We start from the raw sequence: 17,602 nt of genomic DNA on the forward strand, positions 1-17,602 counted from the left end.
TCAGGCATGGCTCACAGCACTCGTGTCGACGGGAACCTCGCCGCTGTTGCCGACGCCGCCGCCTTCGCCCCGCACGCCGCCGGCGCGGGCCGCCTCGATCGCCCAGTACACCGCCTCCGGCGTCGCGGGCGAGGCGAGTTCCACGCTGACTCCGGCGGGCCCGAAGGCCGCGGCGGCCTGCCGCAACGCCTCCCGCACCGAGAACGCCAGCATCAGCGGAGGCTCGCCCACCGCCTTGGACCCGTAGACGGCGCCCTCTTCGGTGGCGTTCTCCAGCAGCGTGACGTTGAACTCCTCGGGCATCTCCGAGAAGCTCGGCAGCTTGTAGGTGCTCGCGGCCTGGGTCAGCAGCCGGCCGCGGCCCGGCCCGTCACCGCTGTCCCACCGCATGTCCTCCAGCGTGAGCCAGCCCGCGCCCTGCACGAAGCCGCCCTCGACCTGACCGATGTCGATCATCGGGGAGAGGCTGTCGCCGACATCGTGCACGACGTCCACCCGCCGGATGCGGTACGCGCCGGTGAAGCCGTCCACCTCCACCTCGGCCGCGGCGGCGCCGTGGGAGAAGTACTTGAACGGCGAGCCCCGGAACGCCTTCGCGTCCCAGTGCAGGCCCTCGGTCCGGTAGAAGCCGGCCGCGGACAGCTGAACCCGCTGGAGGTAGGCGGTGCGCACCAGGTCGTCCCAGGCCAGCTCCGCCTCGCTGCCGAGGACGCGGGCGACACCCTCGACGATGCGCACGTCCGAGGCGTTCGCGCCCAGCCGGGTGCCGGCCACTTGCAGCAGCCGCTCGCGCAACTGCTCGCAGGCGTTCTTCACCGCCGCACCGTTGAGGTCCGCCCCGGCACTGGCGGCGGTGGCGGAGGTGTTGGGCACCTTGTCCGTGCGGGTCGGGGCCAGACGCACCTTGTGCGGCGGGATGCCCAGCGTGGTCGCGGCCACCTGCAGCATCTTCGTGTGCAGGCCCTGGCCCATCTCGGTGCCGCCGTGGTTGATCAGGACCGAGCCGTCCTTGTAGATCAGCACCAGCGCGCCGCCCTGGTTGAAGGCGGTGAGGTTGAACGAGATGCCGAACTTGACGCCGGTGATCGCAAGGGCCCGCTTGGTGTTCGGGTGTGCCGCGTTGAAGGCCTCGATCTCGCGCCGGCGATCGGCGAGACGGCCGCTGTCCTTGACCTGCTGCCAGACGGCGGCGATCCGTTCGGGCTGGCCGACCTGCTGGCCGTACGGTGTGAACTGGCCCCGCCGGTAGAAGTTGCGCTCCCGCAGCTCCATCGGATCGAGGCCGAGCAGCGGCGCGCACCGGCCCATGATGTCCTCGATCACCAGCATGCCCTGCGGTCCGCCGAACCCGCGGAACGCGGTGTTGGAGACCTTGTGGGTCTTGGCGATGCGACCGGCGACGCGCGCGTGGGGAATCCAGTAGGTGTTGTCGATGTGGCACAGCGCGCGGGCGACCACCGGCTCGGACAGGTCCAGGCTCCAGCCGCCGTCCGCGGTCAAGGTGGCGTCCAGGGCCTGGATGCGGCCCTCGGAGTCGAAGCCGATCTTCCACGTGGCGTGGAACCCGTGCCGCTTGCCGGACATGGTCAGATCCTGGGTCCGGTTCAACCGCACCCGGACCGGCCTGCCGGTCAGCTTCGCACCGAGCGCGGCGACGGCCGCGAATCCGTGCGGCTGCATCTCCTTGCCGCCGAAGCCGCCCCCCATCCGCAGGCACTGGACCGTCACTTCGTGGCTGCGCAGGCCGAGCACGTGCGCGACGATTTCCTGTGTTTCCGAAGGGTGCTGGGTGCTGCTCTGCACGAAGACCTGCTCCGCCTCGTCGACGAGGGCCAGCGACGCATGCGTTTCGAGGTAGAAGTGCTCCTGATCGGAGAACTGGAACTCGCCGGTGAACACGTGCGCGGACTCGGCGAACCCGGCGTCGACGTCACCGGCCAGCATCACGGGCCGGGCACCGTGAAAACTGTCGGCCGCGATCGCCTCCCGCAGTGTGATCAGGGAGGGCCGTTCGTCGAGCTCCACCTCGACGGCCGCGGCGCCGAGCCGGGCCGCCTCCAGGGTCTCGCCGAGCACCCAGGCGACCGCGTGGCCGTGGAACATGACCTCGTCGGGAAACAGCGGTTCGTCGTGCTTCATTCCGGCATCGTTGACACCGGGCACGTCGGCGCCGGTGAGCACGCGCACCACACCGGGCACGGCCATGGCGGGCTCGGTGCGCAGCGCGACGATCCTGCCGTGGGCCTTCATGACCTGGACCGGATACGCGTGCAGGACGTCCTTGGTGCGGTGGACCAGGTCGTCGGTGTAGAGCGCCGAGCCGGTGACGTGCTGGGCGGCGCTCTCGTGCGGCATCGGAACACCGACGACGGGCTTTTCGGGACGCTGGGACAACTGGCTCATGACGACACGGCCTCGGTGGTCTGCTCGGTGGTCTGTGCGTACAGCTTCAACAGGCTCTGGCGGAGCATCGCGCAGCGGTAGTCGGCGCTGGCGCGGTGGTCGTCCATCGGTGTGCCCTCGGCCTGCAGCACCCGGGCCGCGGCCAGGGCGGTCGGCGCCGACCACGGTTCGCCCTCCAGGGCCCGCTCGGTGGCGAGGGCGCGGATCGGGGTGGCGGACACCCCGCCCAGGCCGATGCGCGCCTTGCGGACGGTCCCGTCCTCGATGTCGAGCGCGAAGGCGACGGCCACGCTGGAGATGTCGTCGAAGCGCCGCTTGGCGATCTTGTGGAAGGCCGCGACCGGCGACAGCGGCAGGGGGACGCGTACGGCGCGGATCAGCTCGCCGGGCCGGCGTACGCTCTGGCGGTATCCGGTGAAGTAGTCGCAGAGGGGGACCTCACGCTCTCCGTCGGCGGCGGCGAGCACCACCGACGCCTCGAGAGCGAGCAGCGCCGGCGCGCTGTCACCGATGGGGGAGCCGGTACCGAGGTTGCCGCCGAGGGTGGCACTGTTGCGGATGAGCCGCGACGCGAACTGCGGGAAGAGGCCGGCGAGCAGCGGGACGCTGCCGCCGAGGCGGCGTTCGATCTCGGTGAGCGTCAGTGCCGCCCCGATCCGGACGTGGTCGGATTCGACGTGCAGCTCCCGCAGTTCGGGCAGACGGTCGACCGCCACCACGCAATTCGCCCGGCGGGAACGGATGTTCACCTCCACGCCCCAGTCGGTGCTTCCGGCGACGACCACCGCGTCGGCCCGCTCGTGCAGGAGGCGCAGCGCATCGGCCAGGGTTGCCGGACGCAGGAACGCGCTGTCGTCCCGGGTGTATTCGGTGGCGACCGGCTGCGGCGCGGGTCGCTCACGGCGCTGCGCCAGGGGGTCGTCCTGGGCGGGCGAACCGACGGCGAACGCGGCATCGCGGATCGGGCGGTATCCCGTGCAGCGGCACAGGTTCCCGCTCAGCGCGTGCAGGTCGAAGCCGTTCGGCCCGTGCTCGGGGTCATCACCGCCGTCGCCCGAGTGCGGGCCCGAGGCCGGTTCCGGCCCCGGGTCAGGGTTGGCGCAGCGGTCGGGCCGGTAGTACTCGGCGGCCATGCTGCAGACGAACCCCGGTGTGCAGTAGCCGCATTGGGACCCTCCGCGGACGGCCATCTCCTCCTGCACCGGGTGCAGCGTGGACGGGGTTCCGGGCTCGCCGGCCGTGGCGAGACCCTCGGAGGTGATGACCTCCTGACCGTCGAGCGCCGCGACCGGGACGAGGCAGGCGTTGACCGCCACCCAGTCGGTGGGCTTGTCCGTCCCGGGGCGGGCCACCAGGATCGAACAGGCGCCGCATTCGCCCTCGGCGCACCCTTCCTTGGTGCCGGTGAGGCCGCGCTCGCGCAGGAAGTCCAGCACCGTGGTGTGGGGCTCCACGGGTGAGATCGGCGCCTCTTTCCCGTTGACCGTGATCCGCGCCGCTACCATCGTTCGTCCCCGTTCCGGTGTGCGGGGGAACTGGTTTTCCTAGTCGCCATGTCAGGAGCCTTCTGTTTTGGTGGCGCAGCTCCGGAACGCGGAGTGCGCGCGTCGGCACGCGAACGGGTGCCGAGGCGGTGACAGAAACTGCGAGGTGCCGGGGCCGCGATCGGGCACACCGGGAAAGGGCTGCTAGCAGCCGTGTGCGACACGACCCGGAGCCCAGGCGACCTGGTGGGCGGGGCGAAGCAGTTCGGAGACGGTCGACATCCGGTTTCGCCCCCTTCCATCAGCTCACGAGTCAGTGCGCCAGAAGTTACGTCGCCGCAGGTCCATCGGTCAAGCCGACGCGCGAAGGCCTTGACGGCCCGGACGGCGCGGGGCCGCCGCCCGGGGAGGGGTCACGCCGGGGCGTGGCCCGGTCGTGTCAGCCGGCCGGCCGGGAGAGCGGCCGGGCTCCCGGGGGCGTGGCGTCGACGACCGTGCCGATGGGGTTCCAGCCGTGCGGCCCGGAGGGGTCGCCCCCGTCGAAGAGGTGGACGCCGACGCTTCCGTCGGAGGCGGTGAGGAGGTAGTCGGCGTGGCCGTCCCCGTCGAAGTCGGCCAGCTGGACCCTGCCGTGGTCGGTGGTGAGGCCGGTCGCCGTCTGGCCGAGGTACTGCCAGCCGCCGTGGCCGTCCCCGCCGCGGTTGAGGTAGGTGGTGACGCCGCCGCCGGGGCCGATCATCCAGTAGTCGGCCCTGCCGTCGCCGTCGTAGTCGGCCAGGCGCACCCGGCTCCGGTCCGTCGTGGTGCCGGTGGCGACCTGGCCGATGTCACGCCAGCCGGTGTTGCCCGCCGGGTCGCCACCGCGGTTGAGGTGGGCGCGGACGGCGCCGTTGTCGGCGATCGTGAGGTAGTCGGCCCTGCCGTCCCCGTCGAAGTCGGCGATGCGGACCTGTTCGGCACGGTTCGTGGTGCCGGTGGCGACCTTGCCGATGCTCTGCCACCCGCCGGCTCCGGCAGGGTCGCCACCGCGGTTGAGCCATACACGGACGGACCCGTCGGAGTCGACGACCCAGTAGTCGGCCCTGCCGTCGCCGTCGAAGTCGGCAAGATGCACCCGGGTACGGTCCGTCGTGGTGCCGGTGGCGACGGCGCCGAGTGCCTTCCATCCCCCGCCCGGCTTCCCGCCCTGATTGAGCCAGGCCCGTACCTCACCGCCGTCCGCGATGGTGAGGTGGTCGAGGCGTCCGTCGCCGTCGAAATCCGCCCACCGGACGGGGCCGGCGCCGCCCGCCTCCGTACCGGCCCGCGGCGGGTTCGGCCGTACGGCCCAGCCCTCGGTGACGGCCTGCTCCAGCCCGTCGTGGTACGCCGCGGCCATCTTCCGGTAGCCCGCGTCATTGGGGTGCAGGTGGTCGGGCAGCTCGGCCGCGACGTCGAGGCGGGGCGGTTCGACGAAGCGGAACCGCTCGCCCCGGGCGCGGCGCTCCGCTTCCCGGCCGCGGACGGCGGCATTGAACTCGTGCGTCTGCCGTTCGAGCCCCGGGGTGTCGACGAGCAGGCCCTGGACGATGACGGTCACGCCGGGCCTGTTCGCCACGATGCGGTCGACGAGTCCGGACAGTCGCCGTGCGGCGTCCGCGGGGTCCGCGTGGTGGGTGTTGAGGTCGTTGATGCCCAGGTGCAGGAGGACGACGTCCGGGTCGGCGGCGGTCTGCCACCGGTCGATGTTCGAGCGGACGTCGTCGATGGTCCAGCCGCTGTGACCCTCGTTGTCGGGGTCGCCGACGTTGCCGAAGGACCCGGAGCCGACGAAGTCGGGCGTGTAGCGGGACTGGCCTCCCATCAGGTGCCAGAGCTCGGAGCGGTATCCGGCGCCCTGCGAACTGCCCGCGCCGGCGGTGATCGAGTCACCCAGCGGCATGATCCTCACCAGCGGTGGGGCGGGCTGGACGGCGGCGGCGGCCGGTGTGGAGCCGAGGCCGAGTGCGGTGGCGGCGCCCGCCAGCAGGACGAGGCCGAGCGGGGTGATGCGCCGTGTCATGGGTGACGGCCCTTCTGGGAGGGGGTGGAAGTGTAATCGGCGGAGCCGTCGGCAGCCGGGAGGCCCGACGGGCATCGGAAAACGAAGGAGCCCGCCGCCCGCCCCCGGCGCTGTGGCGAGGGCGGACGGCGGGCACGGCCTACCCGGATCAGGCGCCGCTGGCGACCTTGCCGAGGTCGGTCCAGCCCTTGGCGCCGGCAGGGTCACCACCGTTCCAGGCCAGGACGGAGGCGCTGCCGCCGGTACCGGCGAGGACGTAGTCGGCGTGCGTGTCCGCGTTGAAGTCGACGAACTGCACCTTGGTGTGGTCGGCGGTCAGTCCGTTCGTGACCTGGCCGACGACGCTCCAACCGTTGTTCGGGACGACGTCGCCACCGCGGTTGAGGTAGAGGTCGACCTTTCCGTCGGGCTTGACGGCGTAGTAGTCCGCCTTGCCGTCCCCGTCACCGTCGGCGAACCGGACCCGGGTGCGGTCCGTGGTGGCCCCCGACGTCACACGCCCGATGCCCTTCCAGGGGGCGACCTGGTCGCCGCCGCGGTTGAGGAACACGTCGACGGCACCGGTGTCGTTGAACACGAGGTAGTCGGTGCGGCCGTCGCCGTCCCAGTCGGCGAAGCGGACCTTGCCCGGGTCCGTGGTGAGGCCGCTCGCGACCTGGCCGAGTGCCTTCCACGGAGCGACCTTGTCGCCGCCGCGGTTGAGCCACACGTTCACCGAGCCATTGGCGTTGATGACGAGGTAGTCGGCCTTGCCGTCCCCGTCGAAGTCGGCCAGACGCACCCGGGAGCGGTCGGTGGTCGTACCCGTCGCGACCTGGCCGAGCCCCTGCCAGCCGTTCGCACCGGCCGGGTCGCCGCCGCGGTTCAGCCACACGGACACGGCGCCGTTGTCGGCGATGGTGAAGTAGTCGGGCTTGCGGTCCCCGTCGAAGTCGGCCCAGCGCACGCGGTCGCTTCCGCCGGCCTCGTTCACCGCGGCCGAAGGACGCGGGTCGGTGGGCACGGTTCCGCTGGCCCAGAGCGCGCCGCCCTTGCCTTCGCCGCCGTCCTTCTTGTAGACGACGAGATTGCCGTCGTTCTGGAAGGTCAGGTAGGCGCCGGCGTTGCCGAAGGTGGCCGTGGACCAGTAGGAGTTGCCCGCGCCGTCGCCGCCGCCCTTGCGGTAGGCGACGAGGTTCCCGTCGCGCTGCATGGACAGGTAGGAGCCCTCACCGCCGGCGACGTCGGAGCTCCACACCTGCTTGGCCTGAAGCTTGTCCCAGATGTACAGGCGGCCGTCGCGGGCCATCACGAAGATCTTGGTGGGGCCGTCCATCCAGAAACCGGCCTGGTAACGGCCGTCGCTGGCCAGGGTGTTCGGTCGCAGACCGGTTTCCGAGGACCACAGGCCGCTGCCGGCGCCCTCGCCGCCGTCCTTCCGGTGGACGACGAGATTGCCGTCGTTCTGGAAGCGCAGGTACGCACCCGCGTTGCCGAACGTGGCGGTGGACCACAGGTGGCCGCCCTTGCCGTCCCCACCGTCCTTCTTGTACACGACGAAGTTGCCGTCGGCCTGCATGATCGCGTAGGCGCCCGGGTTGCCGTAGGTGTCGGACGACCAGAGCGCGGCGCCCTTACCCTCACCACCGCTGTTGTGGTAGATCACCAGGTTGCCGTCGGCCTGCATGGACAGCTTCAGGTCCTTGCCGACGAGGGTCGTGCCCGATTCGATGGTCTGGCCGGGGCGCACCACCAGCGGATCGGTGACCGAGGCGATCCACTGTCCGAGGTCGTCGGTGCGCGCGGAGACCGCGCCGGTGCGGGTCTCGGCCGGGTCCGCACCGAGGCAGCCGCCCTGCCAGGACCGGCTGTTGACTCCGACGAGCTCGCCGGCCGCGTTCAGCAGCGGGCCGCCGGTGTCGCCCTTGCAGATCGCGTCGGAGCCCTTGCCGGTGATCTTCAGGGAAACGGCGTCGGTGGAATCCACCGTGAACGCCCCGGTGTGGAGCTTGCCGGGCACCCACTCGGTCTTCGTCCGGCCGAAACCGGCGGCCGTGACCTCAGCGCCGGCCGTGGGGACGGCGGCGGCGGGCCGGACCGGGGCCGCGCCGCGGGCGGGCGCCGCCAGACGGGCCAGGACCACGTCACGGTCGGTGCGCGGAACGAGTTCGGACACGTCGAGGGTCCGGCCGTCCGCGAGGGTGACGGTCGACTTCAGAGCGGGCTTCCCCGCCGCGACCTGCTGGCCGGGGACGGCCGCGAAGCAACTGGCGGCGGTGGCGACCCACCACTCGTTGACGAGCGCCGCGGTGCAGGCGCGGCCGCCCGCTCCGTCGCCGGCGTTCAGCCTGACGACGGAGGCGTACTGGCCTGCCGCGGCCTCGGGACCGGAGACGGCCTGGGCCGCTCCGGCGGAGGTGAGACCGGAGGCCACGGCGATGGCGGCGGCGAGCAGGCCGGTCATCCGCGCGGGGCGCGGACGGGATACGGACATGTGGGTTTCCTCGGAACGGTGGGCGGGCTGGTCGGCGGCGCTGGTCACAGGTACCAGCTCTGCGTGGCGAAGGCCGGGTCGGCAGCGTGCTGCCACTGCTGGGCGGGGGCGCCGTTGTCCTTGCTGGAGTTGCTGATCTCCAGGGTCTTGCCGCTGTTGACGTTGCTGATGTTCAGGCCGACGGTGCTGCCGGCCTGCTTGATCGTCCACTGCATGGTGGGGATGTCGTGGCAGGTGTACTGCTGCGCACGGGCCCCGTTCTCCTTGTTGGAGTTGACGATCTCCAGACACTTGCCGCTGTTCACGTTCACGATCTGGTAGACGTCCGCGGTGGCCGTCGGGCGGAACTCCCACTTCGCGCCTGCCTGGCCGACGCAGGCCCACTGCTGCGCGGGGGCCCCGTTGTCCTTGCTGGAGCTGGTGATCTCCAGGCACTTGTCGCTGTTCACGTTGCGGATCAGACCGCCCGCGGGCAGCGGCAGGGGGGAGGGCCAGGCGTTCGCGCCCAGGGCGAAGGCGCCCTGTCCGTTGCCCTTGTAGGAGTTGAAGCGCTGCTGGTCACTCCACAGACCGCCGAGGTCGGTCTTGCCGTCGCCGTTGAAGTCACCGGACAACAGGACGGGCATGTTGTTCCAGGTGTTGTCCGGCCAGACGGAGGCACCGCCGTCGAGGCCGCCGGCCGTGTTGCCGTTGTAGCGGCGCAGGGCGCCGTCGGAGGCGATGGCGACGATGTCGTCTCGGCCGTCGTTGTTGAAATCACCGGTGGTGATCTTCTGGATGCCCAGCCAGGTGTTGTCCGCCCACATCTTGCGGTTCTGGTTGGTGAGCACCCCGTCCGGGGTGGTGGAGTAGGCGTGCAGGGATCCCTTGGCGTCACCCGTACCCCAGACGGCGATCAGCCCGTCGCGGTCGGAGCCCGCCGCGCGGTACCGCTCCAGCTGGCGCATGGCGTCCCAGTTGGTGTTCGCGTCCGCCCACATCGACTTGCCGGCGGCCAGGCTGCCGTCGGAGCGCCCCGCGTACAGGCGCAGGGCGCCGTCGCTCCAGACGGAGGCGATGTCGGTGATCCCGTCGCCGTTGAAGTCACCCCCGATGATCTTCTTTGCCGGACCCCAGCTGCCGTCGGCCCGCCACAGCGGGCGGCCGTACTCGAAGGTGCCGTCGGGGCGGCCGGCGAAGGTGTGCAGGTTGCCGTCGGCGGTGACGGCGGCGATGTCCGTACGGCCGTCCTGGTTGAAGTCGCCCGTACCCATCACCTTGGTGACGTTGGGCACCACGGACGCCAGACGCACCGCGGGGGTGGTCCCGCGGACCTGGTCCACCCAGGCCGCGACGTCGTCGACACGGGCACCGAGCGCCCCGGTGCGGGTCTCGGCGGGGTCCGTGCCCAGACAGCCGCCCTGCCAGGAACGCGAGTTGACCGCGGCCAGTTCCAGGCGGCCGTCCTTCCCGCGCAGGGCGGGACCGCCGGTGTCGCCCTTGCAGACCACCGAGTCGCCCGACGCGCCGAGTCCGATCGTGCCGCCGTCCACGGAGGCCACGGTGAACGCGCCCGTGTGTGCCTTGTCGGGCACCCATTCCGTCTTCGTCCGCCCGAACCCCAGCGAGGTGAGCTGCTCACCGGTCTTCGGGGCGGTGGTGGCGACCTTCACCGGCTCCACTCCGACGACCCGCCAGGCGAGCTTCACCATCACCAGGTCACGGTCCGCGTGCGGAACGAGCTCCACCGCCTCGACCACGGTGCCCGTGGACTGCGTGAGGTCGGTGCGCCCCACGGTGACGGTCGTCTTCAGGGCCGGCTTGCCGGCCGGCACCTGCGCGGAGCCGTTGCGGAAACAGGACGCGGCGGTGAGAACCCACTGGGCGTCGACCAGCGAGCCCGAACAGGCCGCCTTGTCACCCACGTTGAGCTTCGCCGCGAAGGCGTAGCCGGTGTTCGGGGCGTCGCTGCCGCCGAGCGCCGCGGCGGGGACCGCGGTGAGCAGTCCGCCTCCCGCTGCGGCGGAGAGCAGGGCGGCAGCCCACGCGGTGCGTGAACCCTTTACGGGCATGTTGATCCTTATGGTGTCGGGTGGCGCTGATCGCCGTCCGCGCCGGGAAGGCGGTCGCGGCGCGGACGGGTCGGCCGTGCGGAGTGTCAGCGGGTGGCGGTGGCGGTGAGGTCGGTCGGCGAGGCGGGAGTGCCGGGAACCTGGCGCAAGGCGGTCCAGTTGCCCAGCGCGGTGTCGAGGGTCGTGCCCTGCACCTTGCCGCCCGCGCCGATCGCGTAGACGTGGGTGTTGCCGGCGGCGGACGCGCTGGAGAGGCGGGTCAGCCCAGTGCCGCCGATCTTGGTCCAGGACGGCTTGAAGGCGCCGGCGAGGTAGTCGCCCGCCTGGCCGTAGAGGGCGCCGTCGGAGCCGATGACCTGGATCTGGACGGTGGCTCCGACACGGGAGACCGCGATGTCCTTGGCGCCGGTGATGCCACCCGGGATGTCGCCCCAGTTGCTCCAGGTGCCGCTGCGGGTGTCGAGGTCGCGGCCGTAGACCTTGCCGCCGGCGATGCCGTAGAGGCGGACGTAGGGGCCGGCCTTCACGGAGGTGAGGCCGGTCAGTCCCGTGAAGCCGGAGACGGCGGTCCAACGGTCGTTCCAGCGGCCCGCGTTGTAGTCGCCGACCTGCGTGTGGAGGTCGCCGTTGGATCCCACGATCTGCACGTACAGAACGTTGTCGATCATGGCGGCGGAGAGGTCCTTGACACCGGCGGCGCCACCCGGCACCTCGGTCCAGGCGCCCCAGACGTTGGTGGACGGGTTGTACTCGCGGTCGTAGACCCGACCGCCGGCGACACCTACGTAGCGGATCGTGCTGCCCGTGTCCACGCTGGTCAGGTTGGTGACCGGGAGGCCGCCGACGGTGTTCCACTGGGCCCCGAAGGCGCCGGTGGCCAGGGTGGCGGTCTGCAGGGACAGTGCGTTGTTCACCGTCGCGGCCAGCGTCACCCTGGAGGGGGCGGCCAGGATCCCGGCCGATACGTCGGTGGCGCCGGAGATGCCGCCCCTGAGCTCCTGGAACGCGCTCCACGTGCCCGTACCGGTATCGAGCCGGGCGTTGTTCACCTTGCCCGCGGCGTCGGTCGCGTACAGTTCGACGGCGTTGCCCGAGGGGGCGCTGGTGACGTTCGTCAGGCCGGCTCCGCCGACCCTGGTCCAAGCGTCGTTCCAGCGGCCGGCGTCGTAGTTGCCGAACTGGGTCCACAGGGCGCCGTCACCGCCGACGATCTGGACCTGGACGTTGTTGCCGATCATGCTGGAGGCGATGTCCTTGACACCGCCGGCGCCACCGGGGATCTCGCCCCAGGGCGACCAGTTGCCGTTGCGGGTGTCGAGGTCGCGGCCGTAGACGTGCCCGTCGGCGACGGCCTGTACGCGCACGATGGGACCGGCGGGAGCGCTGGTGACGCGGGTCAGCCCGGACGCGCCGACCGAGGTCCACACGTCGTTCCAGCGACCGGCCCTGTAGTCGGCCACCTGCGAGTACAGGTTGCCGTCGGAGCCGACGATCTGCACGTGGACCTTGGAGCCGACCAGGGAGGCGGCGATGTCCTTGGCACCGGCGGCGCCACCGGGGATCTCGCCCCAGCCGGACCACCTGCCGTTCGCGGCCAGGTCGAGGTCCTGGCCGTACACCCGGCCGCCGACGATCGCGTACGCACGCACGGTGTCGCCGTCGCGGACGGTGACCACCCGCGATACGTCCTTGCCGTCGACCTTGGTCCAGGACTGGCCGTACTCCCCGTAGCCGAGGTCCCCGAACTGGGACCACATCGCACCGCCGCCGCCGGCCAGCAGGGACACCTGGTTGCCGGTGCGCGGGGCGGTGGCCGAAGCGAGCCAGGCACCGACGTTGTCGGTGCGGGCGGCCAGGGCGCCGGTACGGGTCTCGGCGGCGTCGGTGCCGAGGCAGCCACCCTGCCAGGAGCGGCTGTTGATGCCCACGAGCTCGCCGTTGGCGTTGAGCAGGGGGCCTCCCGTGTCCCCCTTGCAGAGGGAGTCGGTGCCCTTGCCGGTGATCGAGAGGGTGGCAGCGTCGGAGGAGTTCGTGGTGAACGCGCCGGTGTGCACCTTGCCGGGCACCCAGTCCGTCTTGGTCCGCCCGAAGCCGGCCGCGACCAGGTCGGCGCCGGCCGCGGGGACGGCGGTGGCGAGCTTGACCGGAGCGACGTCGGTGACCGGGGTGGCCAGCCGGCCCAGGACCAGGTCCCGATCGGTGGCGCTCGCGGAGACTTCCACGATGTCGCGGGTCTGCCGGGCGAACGTGGCGGTGGTCTTCAGCGCGGGCTTCCCGGCCGGGACCGGGGTGCCGGGTGTGGTGGCCAGGCAACTGGCGGCCGTCAGGACCCAACGGGGGTCGACCAGGACCGCGGTGCAGCCGCGGGGGTTCGTCTCGTTGCCGACGGTGAGGGCCGCGGCGAAGGCGTACCGGCCGGCCGGTGCTTCGGGGCCCGTGACGGCCTGGGCGGGCACGGCCGAGACGAGGCCCGCCGCGACGGCGGTGGCCGTGACGAGCAGACCGGTCGCCCGTGCGGGGAGGGGACGAGTTTCAGGCATGGTCTTCTTTCGGAGCAGGAAAAAGGGCGGATCCCCGGCGGTGATTACTTGGAGGTCCTGATCTCCAGAAGCATGAAATCGCGGCCCTGGTCGTCCGCGGTCTCGCCGACGGCCGTCCACGCGTTCTTGTCGACGGTGAAGGACTTCTGTTCGGCGCCGGCAGACATTTCGACCTGAGCCGCGTAGTTGTTGCCCTTGACTCCGAATACCGACGGGATTTCCAGGCTGAGGTAACCCTTGTCCCCGGTGACGCGGAAGCAGATCTTCTCGTTCTTGTGGGAGAAGACCTCCATCAGTTCGGGTGCGCCGGTGCACTCCGCGAGGAGGATGTGACCGTCTCCGCTCTTGAGCTTGATCTTCTGCTCGGCGAGGATTTTGTCGGCGTTCGGGTAAGCGAAGTCCTCGATGGCGTAGCCCGGGCCTTCATCGGCGATCGCCTTCGTCGCGATGGCTTCCGTGGTGGATCCGCCGGTCACACCGCCCGTGACGGCAGCCCAGGTCAGAGCGCCTGCGGCCACAGCTGCACCGGCGATTCGCAGGATTGCGGTACGTGCCTTCATTTTCGTCCTTAGTGTCGATTCAAGGTGTTCGCGAGCATGCGTGAGTGCGCAATGAAGGAAGGGGGATCGTCCGGGTTCTCGTGCCCCCCGGTCACGGCTGCCCGATGCCATCGAAAGAGAAATGCGGCGGCGTTGCGCACTTGCTGGCTATCTTTCGAATGAAACCAAGCCATGTGTCATCCAGCCAAGAGAATAAATAGCTACATAAAGGGACATATCACCTGTCGATGGGGTGACTTGTGTCACGCTGTGGAATGGTTGCGACGGTTTTGCGAAAAGTTGGGGGCCAGATTCGGCCATCTTTCGGTCGTGGTGCCCGTTGGGTTCCGCCCAGGTATGTTCCGGGCGTCTGCGCTGCATAAGGTCGGGTCATCGCCGTCCCGGTGAAGTTTTTCCGGGCGTGATTTGACCTCGACATCGAGGAATCGGAATCAGAGAGGTTCTTCTGTGCAGGAAACGTTTTGGAGCCGGCGTCGTTTCACCACCGCTCTCGCGGCGAGTGCAGCCGCCGTATCGACACCCCTGCTGTTCACCACGCCGGTACGGGCAGCCACCCGCGCCACCGCCGCCGCGGCCCCCGCCGGTGACGCACTGGCGCTTCCGGACACGGACCGGGCCAAGGCCGTCAAGGCGTGGATCCTGGGCGGACGTTCGGCCAAGGAAGCGGCCGCCTACGCACTCGCCGGCACCGACGGGGAGATCACTGCCTTCCTCACCGAGCAGCTGCCCAAGGCCACGCGGATCGACAACCGTGTCGCCACGTTCACCTACCTGGGCTACGGGGGCAAGAGCGTCCGGAGGGACGCGGGCGCCGCCCTGGGCGGTGGCGACGAGGCGATATCCACGTTCGTCAAGGACGGCTTCCGCTCCTCGGTCACCGAGGACATGCGGGTCTCGACCCTCTCCGTCATGGCCAACGGCGGAAAGAGCGTCAAGCGGGACGGCAACGCCGCGCTGACCGCCGGTACGGACCAGGCACTGGAGCAGTTCCTGCTGGGCGGCCAGTACAACGCCAGGCTTGAGGACATGCGGGTGGAGATCATCCGCAGTCTCGCCACGGCCGGCCCGGAGCTCAAGAAGTACGCGAACCGCGCACTGAGCGGCACCGCGGACGACGTGCAGTGGTACCTCGACACCGGCCAGCACATCGCACGGGCACGCGACCAGGAGGCCGCCACCATCGCGCAGCTGGTCGCCGTCGTCGAGCGGGAGAGCGCCCGGGCCCGGGAGCAGACCGACCTCGCCGTCGAGGCCTCCGAGCGGGCGACGACCGCCGCGAGCAAGGCCAAGGAGAAGGCCGAAACGGCCGCGGCCGAGGCCGAGAAGGCACGGGACGACGTCCGGAGGTCCGCCGAGGCGGCCCGCCAGGCCGCCACCGCCGCGAGCGGCGCCGCGTCCGCGGCCCGCACGGCCATCCGTGCCTCCTCCGCCGCGGTCCAGGCGTCGCAGCGGGCGTCCTGGGCGGCCACGGCGGCCTCCCAGGCGGCCGCCGCCGCAGGATCGGCCGCCACCCGCGCCTACAACGCCGCGATCGCCGCGTCGAAGGACGCTTCGAAGACCAACGAGGCGAAGAACGCCGCCGTCGCCGCCCGCGACGCCGCCGCGAAGGCGTACTCCGCCGCCAAGGCCGCCGACGACGCCGCCGTCGCCTCCGAGCAGTCCGCGAACGCCGGCCTGGCCGCCGCCGACGCGGCCCGTGACGCCGCGGCAGCGGCCAAGGCCTCCGCCCAGGCGGCCGCCGCCTCCGGCGTGGCCCAGGGCGAGGCGGCCGAGGCCAAGCGCCAGGCCGACATCGCCTCCAGCGCCGCCAACCAGGCGACCAACGCCGCCTCCACGGCCCAGGCACTGGCCTCGACCGCCGCGCAGGCCGCCCGCAAGGCGAACGCCGCGGCCAAGTCCGCCGCCGGACACGCGGAGAAGGCCGCCGACGCCGCCGAGGAGGCCGTCAAGTACGCCGGCCAGGCCATCGACTTCGCCAACAAGTCCACCGCGCACGCCGACGAAGCGGTCAAGGCGGCCAACGTCGCGACGCAGGCCATCGTCGACGCGCTGGCCGTGGAGAAGAACGCCCGGGCGGCCGAGGCCGCCGCGTTGGCGGCCGACAAGCTGGAAGGCATGAAGGAAGCCGCGCAGCTCGCCCTGGTGGACAAGAGCGAACGCGCGGCCGCCCTGAACAAGCGCACCCAGGCCCAGCAGACCGCCCAGGCCACCAAGGACCTCATCGCCAAGGCGGAGCAGGCCCTCGGCAACGACGACCTCCCCGCGGCCGCCACCATCGGCCGCCAGGCGGCCGTCGCCCTGCTGAACTCCAAGGGCACCTGGACCCGTCAGGCCGCACGCTTCGCGCTCGCCGGATCCGACTACGACGTCCACTCCTGGATCGACATCGACCGGCAGATCGCCGAGTCCCAGGACAACCGCGAGACCATCCTCTTCATCGCCCAGGTCTCCGAACCGGCCGTCGCGAAGGCCGCGGTCCAGGCCCTCGCCGGCGGCATCCCCGCGGAAGGGGACTTCAACACCTCCGGCGTCATCAGGTCGCGCGCCGAGGACAACCGGGTCAACATCCTGAAGATCCTGCACGAGAAGCCCGGCAAGGCCGTCACCAAGGCGGCCAACGACGCGCTCAACGCCAACACCCCGGAAGCCCTCCAGAAGTTCTTCGACGAGGACCTCCCCAAGGCGGTCGAACAGGACGACGCCGTCGCCACCATGAAGGTCATCGCGAGCGGTGACGCGTACTCCAAGGCCTACGCCGAGGTGGCCATGGAGGGCCCCGCCTGGATGCGCCGGAACTTCATCGAATCCGTCCTGCACAAGGCCGCCCAGCTCGACTACGACTCCCTCAGCCACGCCGCCGCCATGCAGGCGACCATCGCGGCAGCGGCCAAGATCGCCCAGGAGGCGCAGCGGGACGCGGCACTCGCCTCCCAGGTGGCGGCCGTGGCCCGGGACGCCGGCCAGAAGGCCCAGGAATGGGCCCAGAAGGCGCTGGACTCGGCGAAGCAGGCCGACGACTACGCGACGAAGGCCCGCCAGCACGCGGACGCCGCGGACAAGTCCGCGGCCGACGCCCAGGCTTCGGCGAACAAGGCCAAGGACGCCGCGGCCACCGCCCAGAGCGCCTCCCGCGCCGCGAACTACTCCGCCAACCGTGCCATCGACGCGGCCCGCAGCGCCCAGGCCTCCGCCTACAGCGCCCAGGCCTCCGCCGCCAACGCCCACCAGGCGGAGCTCGCCGCCGGCCGGGACGCCAAGACGGCCGCCGCGGCGGCTGCCGAGGCACGCCAGATCGCCGCGGACAAGCGGACGGCCGAGGTGCGGGAGGCGGCGCGTGTGGCCGCCGAGCAGGCACAGAAGGACCGCGACGCCAACCGCAACCCCTCCAACACGACGAACAACGACCAGGTCAACCCCAAGGGGAGCCAGCCCGGCAAGGACGAGTGGTGGAACGACGCCAAGTGGTGGGCTGACAGCGCCGACAAGGTGAGCACCGCCGCGGGCCTCCTGGCGGCAGGCTTCGCCGTGTCGTGCGTGTTCTTCCCGGCGGCGCCCGTTCTGGGCAGCATCGCGGCGGTCTGCTTCGGCGTCTCCGTCGTCGCCGCCGGAGTCAGCGCGATCGCCTCCGGAATCGAATACGGCTTCACCAGCGGTGAATTCGTCTCCTCCGCCGGCCGCGCGGCACTGGGACTCGTCACGCGCGGCGGCGGACGCGCGGCCTCCGCGGTGGCCAAGCCGGTCGTCAAGACCGTGGAGAAGGTCGCCGGGACCGCGTCCAAGCTGCTCTACGACCTCGTCGCCTGACAGCTGATCCACCTGACCGCCCCCCCCGGCCATGCCGGGCCCATTGCCTCGGCCTTCGGGCCGCGGGGGGTGGTTCGGCCTGCGGTGAAACGTTTCCGCGATCGCTCGGCCCGATACGGCCGCCCGATACGGCGGGCACTCCGCGCCGGCCGGCCCCGGCAGGCCGGCGCCGTACCGAATCCGCTCCGGGAGCACATCCCTCAGCGGCAGCAGCACATCCACTCATCGCCCCGGGCGGCAGAAGGC

Annotated in this window: 8 protein-coding genes; 1 reads left to right on the plus strand and 7 read right to left on the minus strand. The window is 71.3% G+C overall.

Annotated features, from left to right (window positions below; genetic code table 11):
• The 7 genes from xdhB to ACFYXV_RS31170 all read right to left on the minus strand — a co-directional run bounded on the left by xdhB (position 1) and on the right by ACFYXV_RS31170 (position 13,552).
• Positions 1 to 2,403 carry a xanthine dehydrogenase molybdopterin binding subunit gene (gene xdhB, locus ACFYXV_RS31140; RefSeq protein ID WP_389384678.1) on the minus strand — a complete coding sequence of 801 codons (2,403 nt, stop codon included), beginning with the start codon at positions 2,401 to 2,403 and terminating at the stop codon, positions 1 to 3.
• A complete protein-coding gene (locus ACFYXV_RS31145) occupies positions 2,400 to 3,908 on the minus strand; it encodes a xanthine dehydrogenase small subunit (protein ID WP_389384679.1) in 1,509 nt (502 codons plus the stop codon). Before ACFYXV_RS31145 ends, xdhB begins: the two co-directional genes overlap by 4 nt.
• A gap of 418 nt (positions 3,909 to 4,326) precedes the next feature.
• Positions 4,327 to 5,928, minus strand: coding sequence for an FG-GAP-like repeat-containing protein (locus tag ACFYXV_RS31150; protein ID WP_389384680.1), 1,602 nt, complete (start codon positions 5,926 to 5,928; stop codon positions 4,327 to 4,329).
• 148 nt (positions 5,929 to 6,076) lie between these two features.
• Positions 6,077 to 8,401, minus strand: a complete 2,325-nt coding sequence (locus tag ACFYXV_RS31155) for an FG-GAP-like repeat-containing protein (protein ID WP_389384681.1) — start codon at positions 8,399 to 8,401, stop codon at positions 6,077 to 6,079.
• Between the two features lie 44 nt (positions 8,402 to 8,445).
• Positions 8,446 to 10,452: an RICIN domain-containing protein gene (locus ACFYXV_RS31160; protein WP_389384682.1), complete on the minus strand. Its 2,007-nt coding sequence runs from the start codon at positions 10,450 to 10,452 to the stop codon at positions 8,446 to 8,448.
• 86 nt (positions 10,453 to 10,538) lie between these two features.
• The gene (locus ACFYXV_RS31165) at positions 10,539 to 12,992 is read right to left on the minus strand and encodes a trypsin-like serine protease (protein WP_389384683.1); all 2,454 of its coding nucleotides are present in this window, start codon (positions 12,990 to 12,992) and stop codon (positions 10,539 to 10,541) included.
• A gap of 44 nt (positions 12,993 to 13,036) precedes the next feature.
• Positions 13,037 to 13,552, minus strand: coding sequence for a hypothetical protein (locus ACFYXV_RS31170; protein ID WP_385462521.1), 516 nt, complete (start codon positions 13,550 to 13,552; stop codon positions 13,037 to 13,039).
• Between the two features lie 447 nt (positions 13,553 to 13,999).
• Here ACFYXV_RS31170 and ACFYXV_RS31175 point away from each other — a divergent pair, with 447 nt between their 5' ends.
• Positions 14,000 to 17,356, plus strand: coding sequence for an ALF repeat-containing protein (locus ACFYXV_RS31175; RefSeq protein ID WP_389384684.1), 3,357 nt, complete (start codon positions 14,000 to 14,002; stop codon positions 17,354 to 17,356).
• Positions 17,357 to 17,602 lie beyond the last annotated feature (246 nt).

Origin of the sequence: Streptomyces sp. NPDC002181, assembly GCF_042890485.1 — a bacterium.
Lineage (GTDB): Bacteria > Actinomycetota > Actinomycetes > Streptomycetales > Streptomycetaceae > Streptomyces.

Excerpts from the sequence above, each read along its gene's own strand:
- xdhB (WP_389384678.1), bottom strand. The coding sequence starts at position 2,403 with ATGAGCCAGTTGTCCCAGCGTCCCGAAAAGCCCGTCGTCGGTGTTCCG.
- ACFYXV_RS31170 (WP_385462521.1), bottom strand. The coding sequence starts at position 13,552 with ATGAAGGCACGTACCGCAATCCTGCGAATCGCCGGTGCAGCTGTGGCC.
- ACFYXV_RS31160 (WP_389384682.1), bottom strand. The coding sequence starts at position 10,452 with ATGCCCGTAAAGGGTTCACGCACCGCGTGGGCTGCCGCCCTGCTCTCC.
- ACFYXV_RS31145 (WP_389384679.1), bottom strand. The coding sequence starts at position 3,908 with ATGGTAGCGGCGCGGATCACGGTCAACGGGAAAGAGGCGCCGATCTCA.
- ACFYXV_RS31165 (WP_389384683.1), bottom strand. The coding sequence starts at position 12,992 with ATGCCTGAAACTCGTCCCCTCCCCGCACGGGCGACCGGTCTGCTCGTC.
- ACFYXV_RS31150 (WP_389384680.1), bottom strand. The coding sequence starts at position 5,928 with ATGACACGGCGCATCACCCCGCTCGGCCTCGTCCTGCTGGCGGGCGCC.
- ACFYXV_RS31155 (WP_389384681.1), bottom strand. The coding sequence starts at position 8,401 with ATGTCCGTATCCCGTCCGCGCCCCGCGCGGATGACCGGCCTGCTCGCC.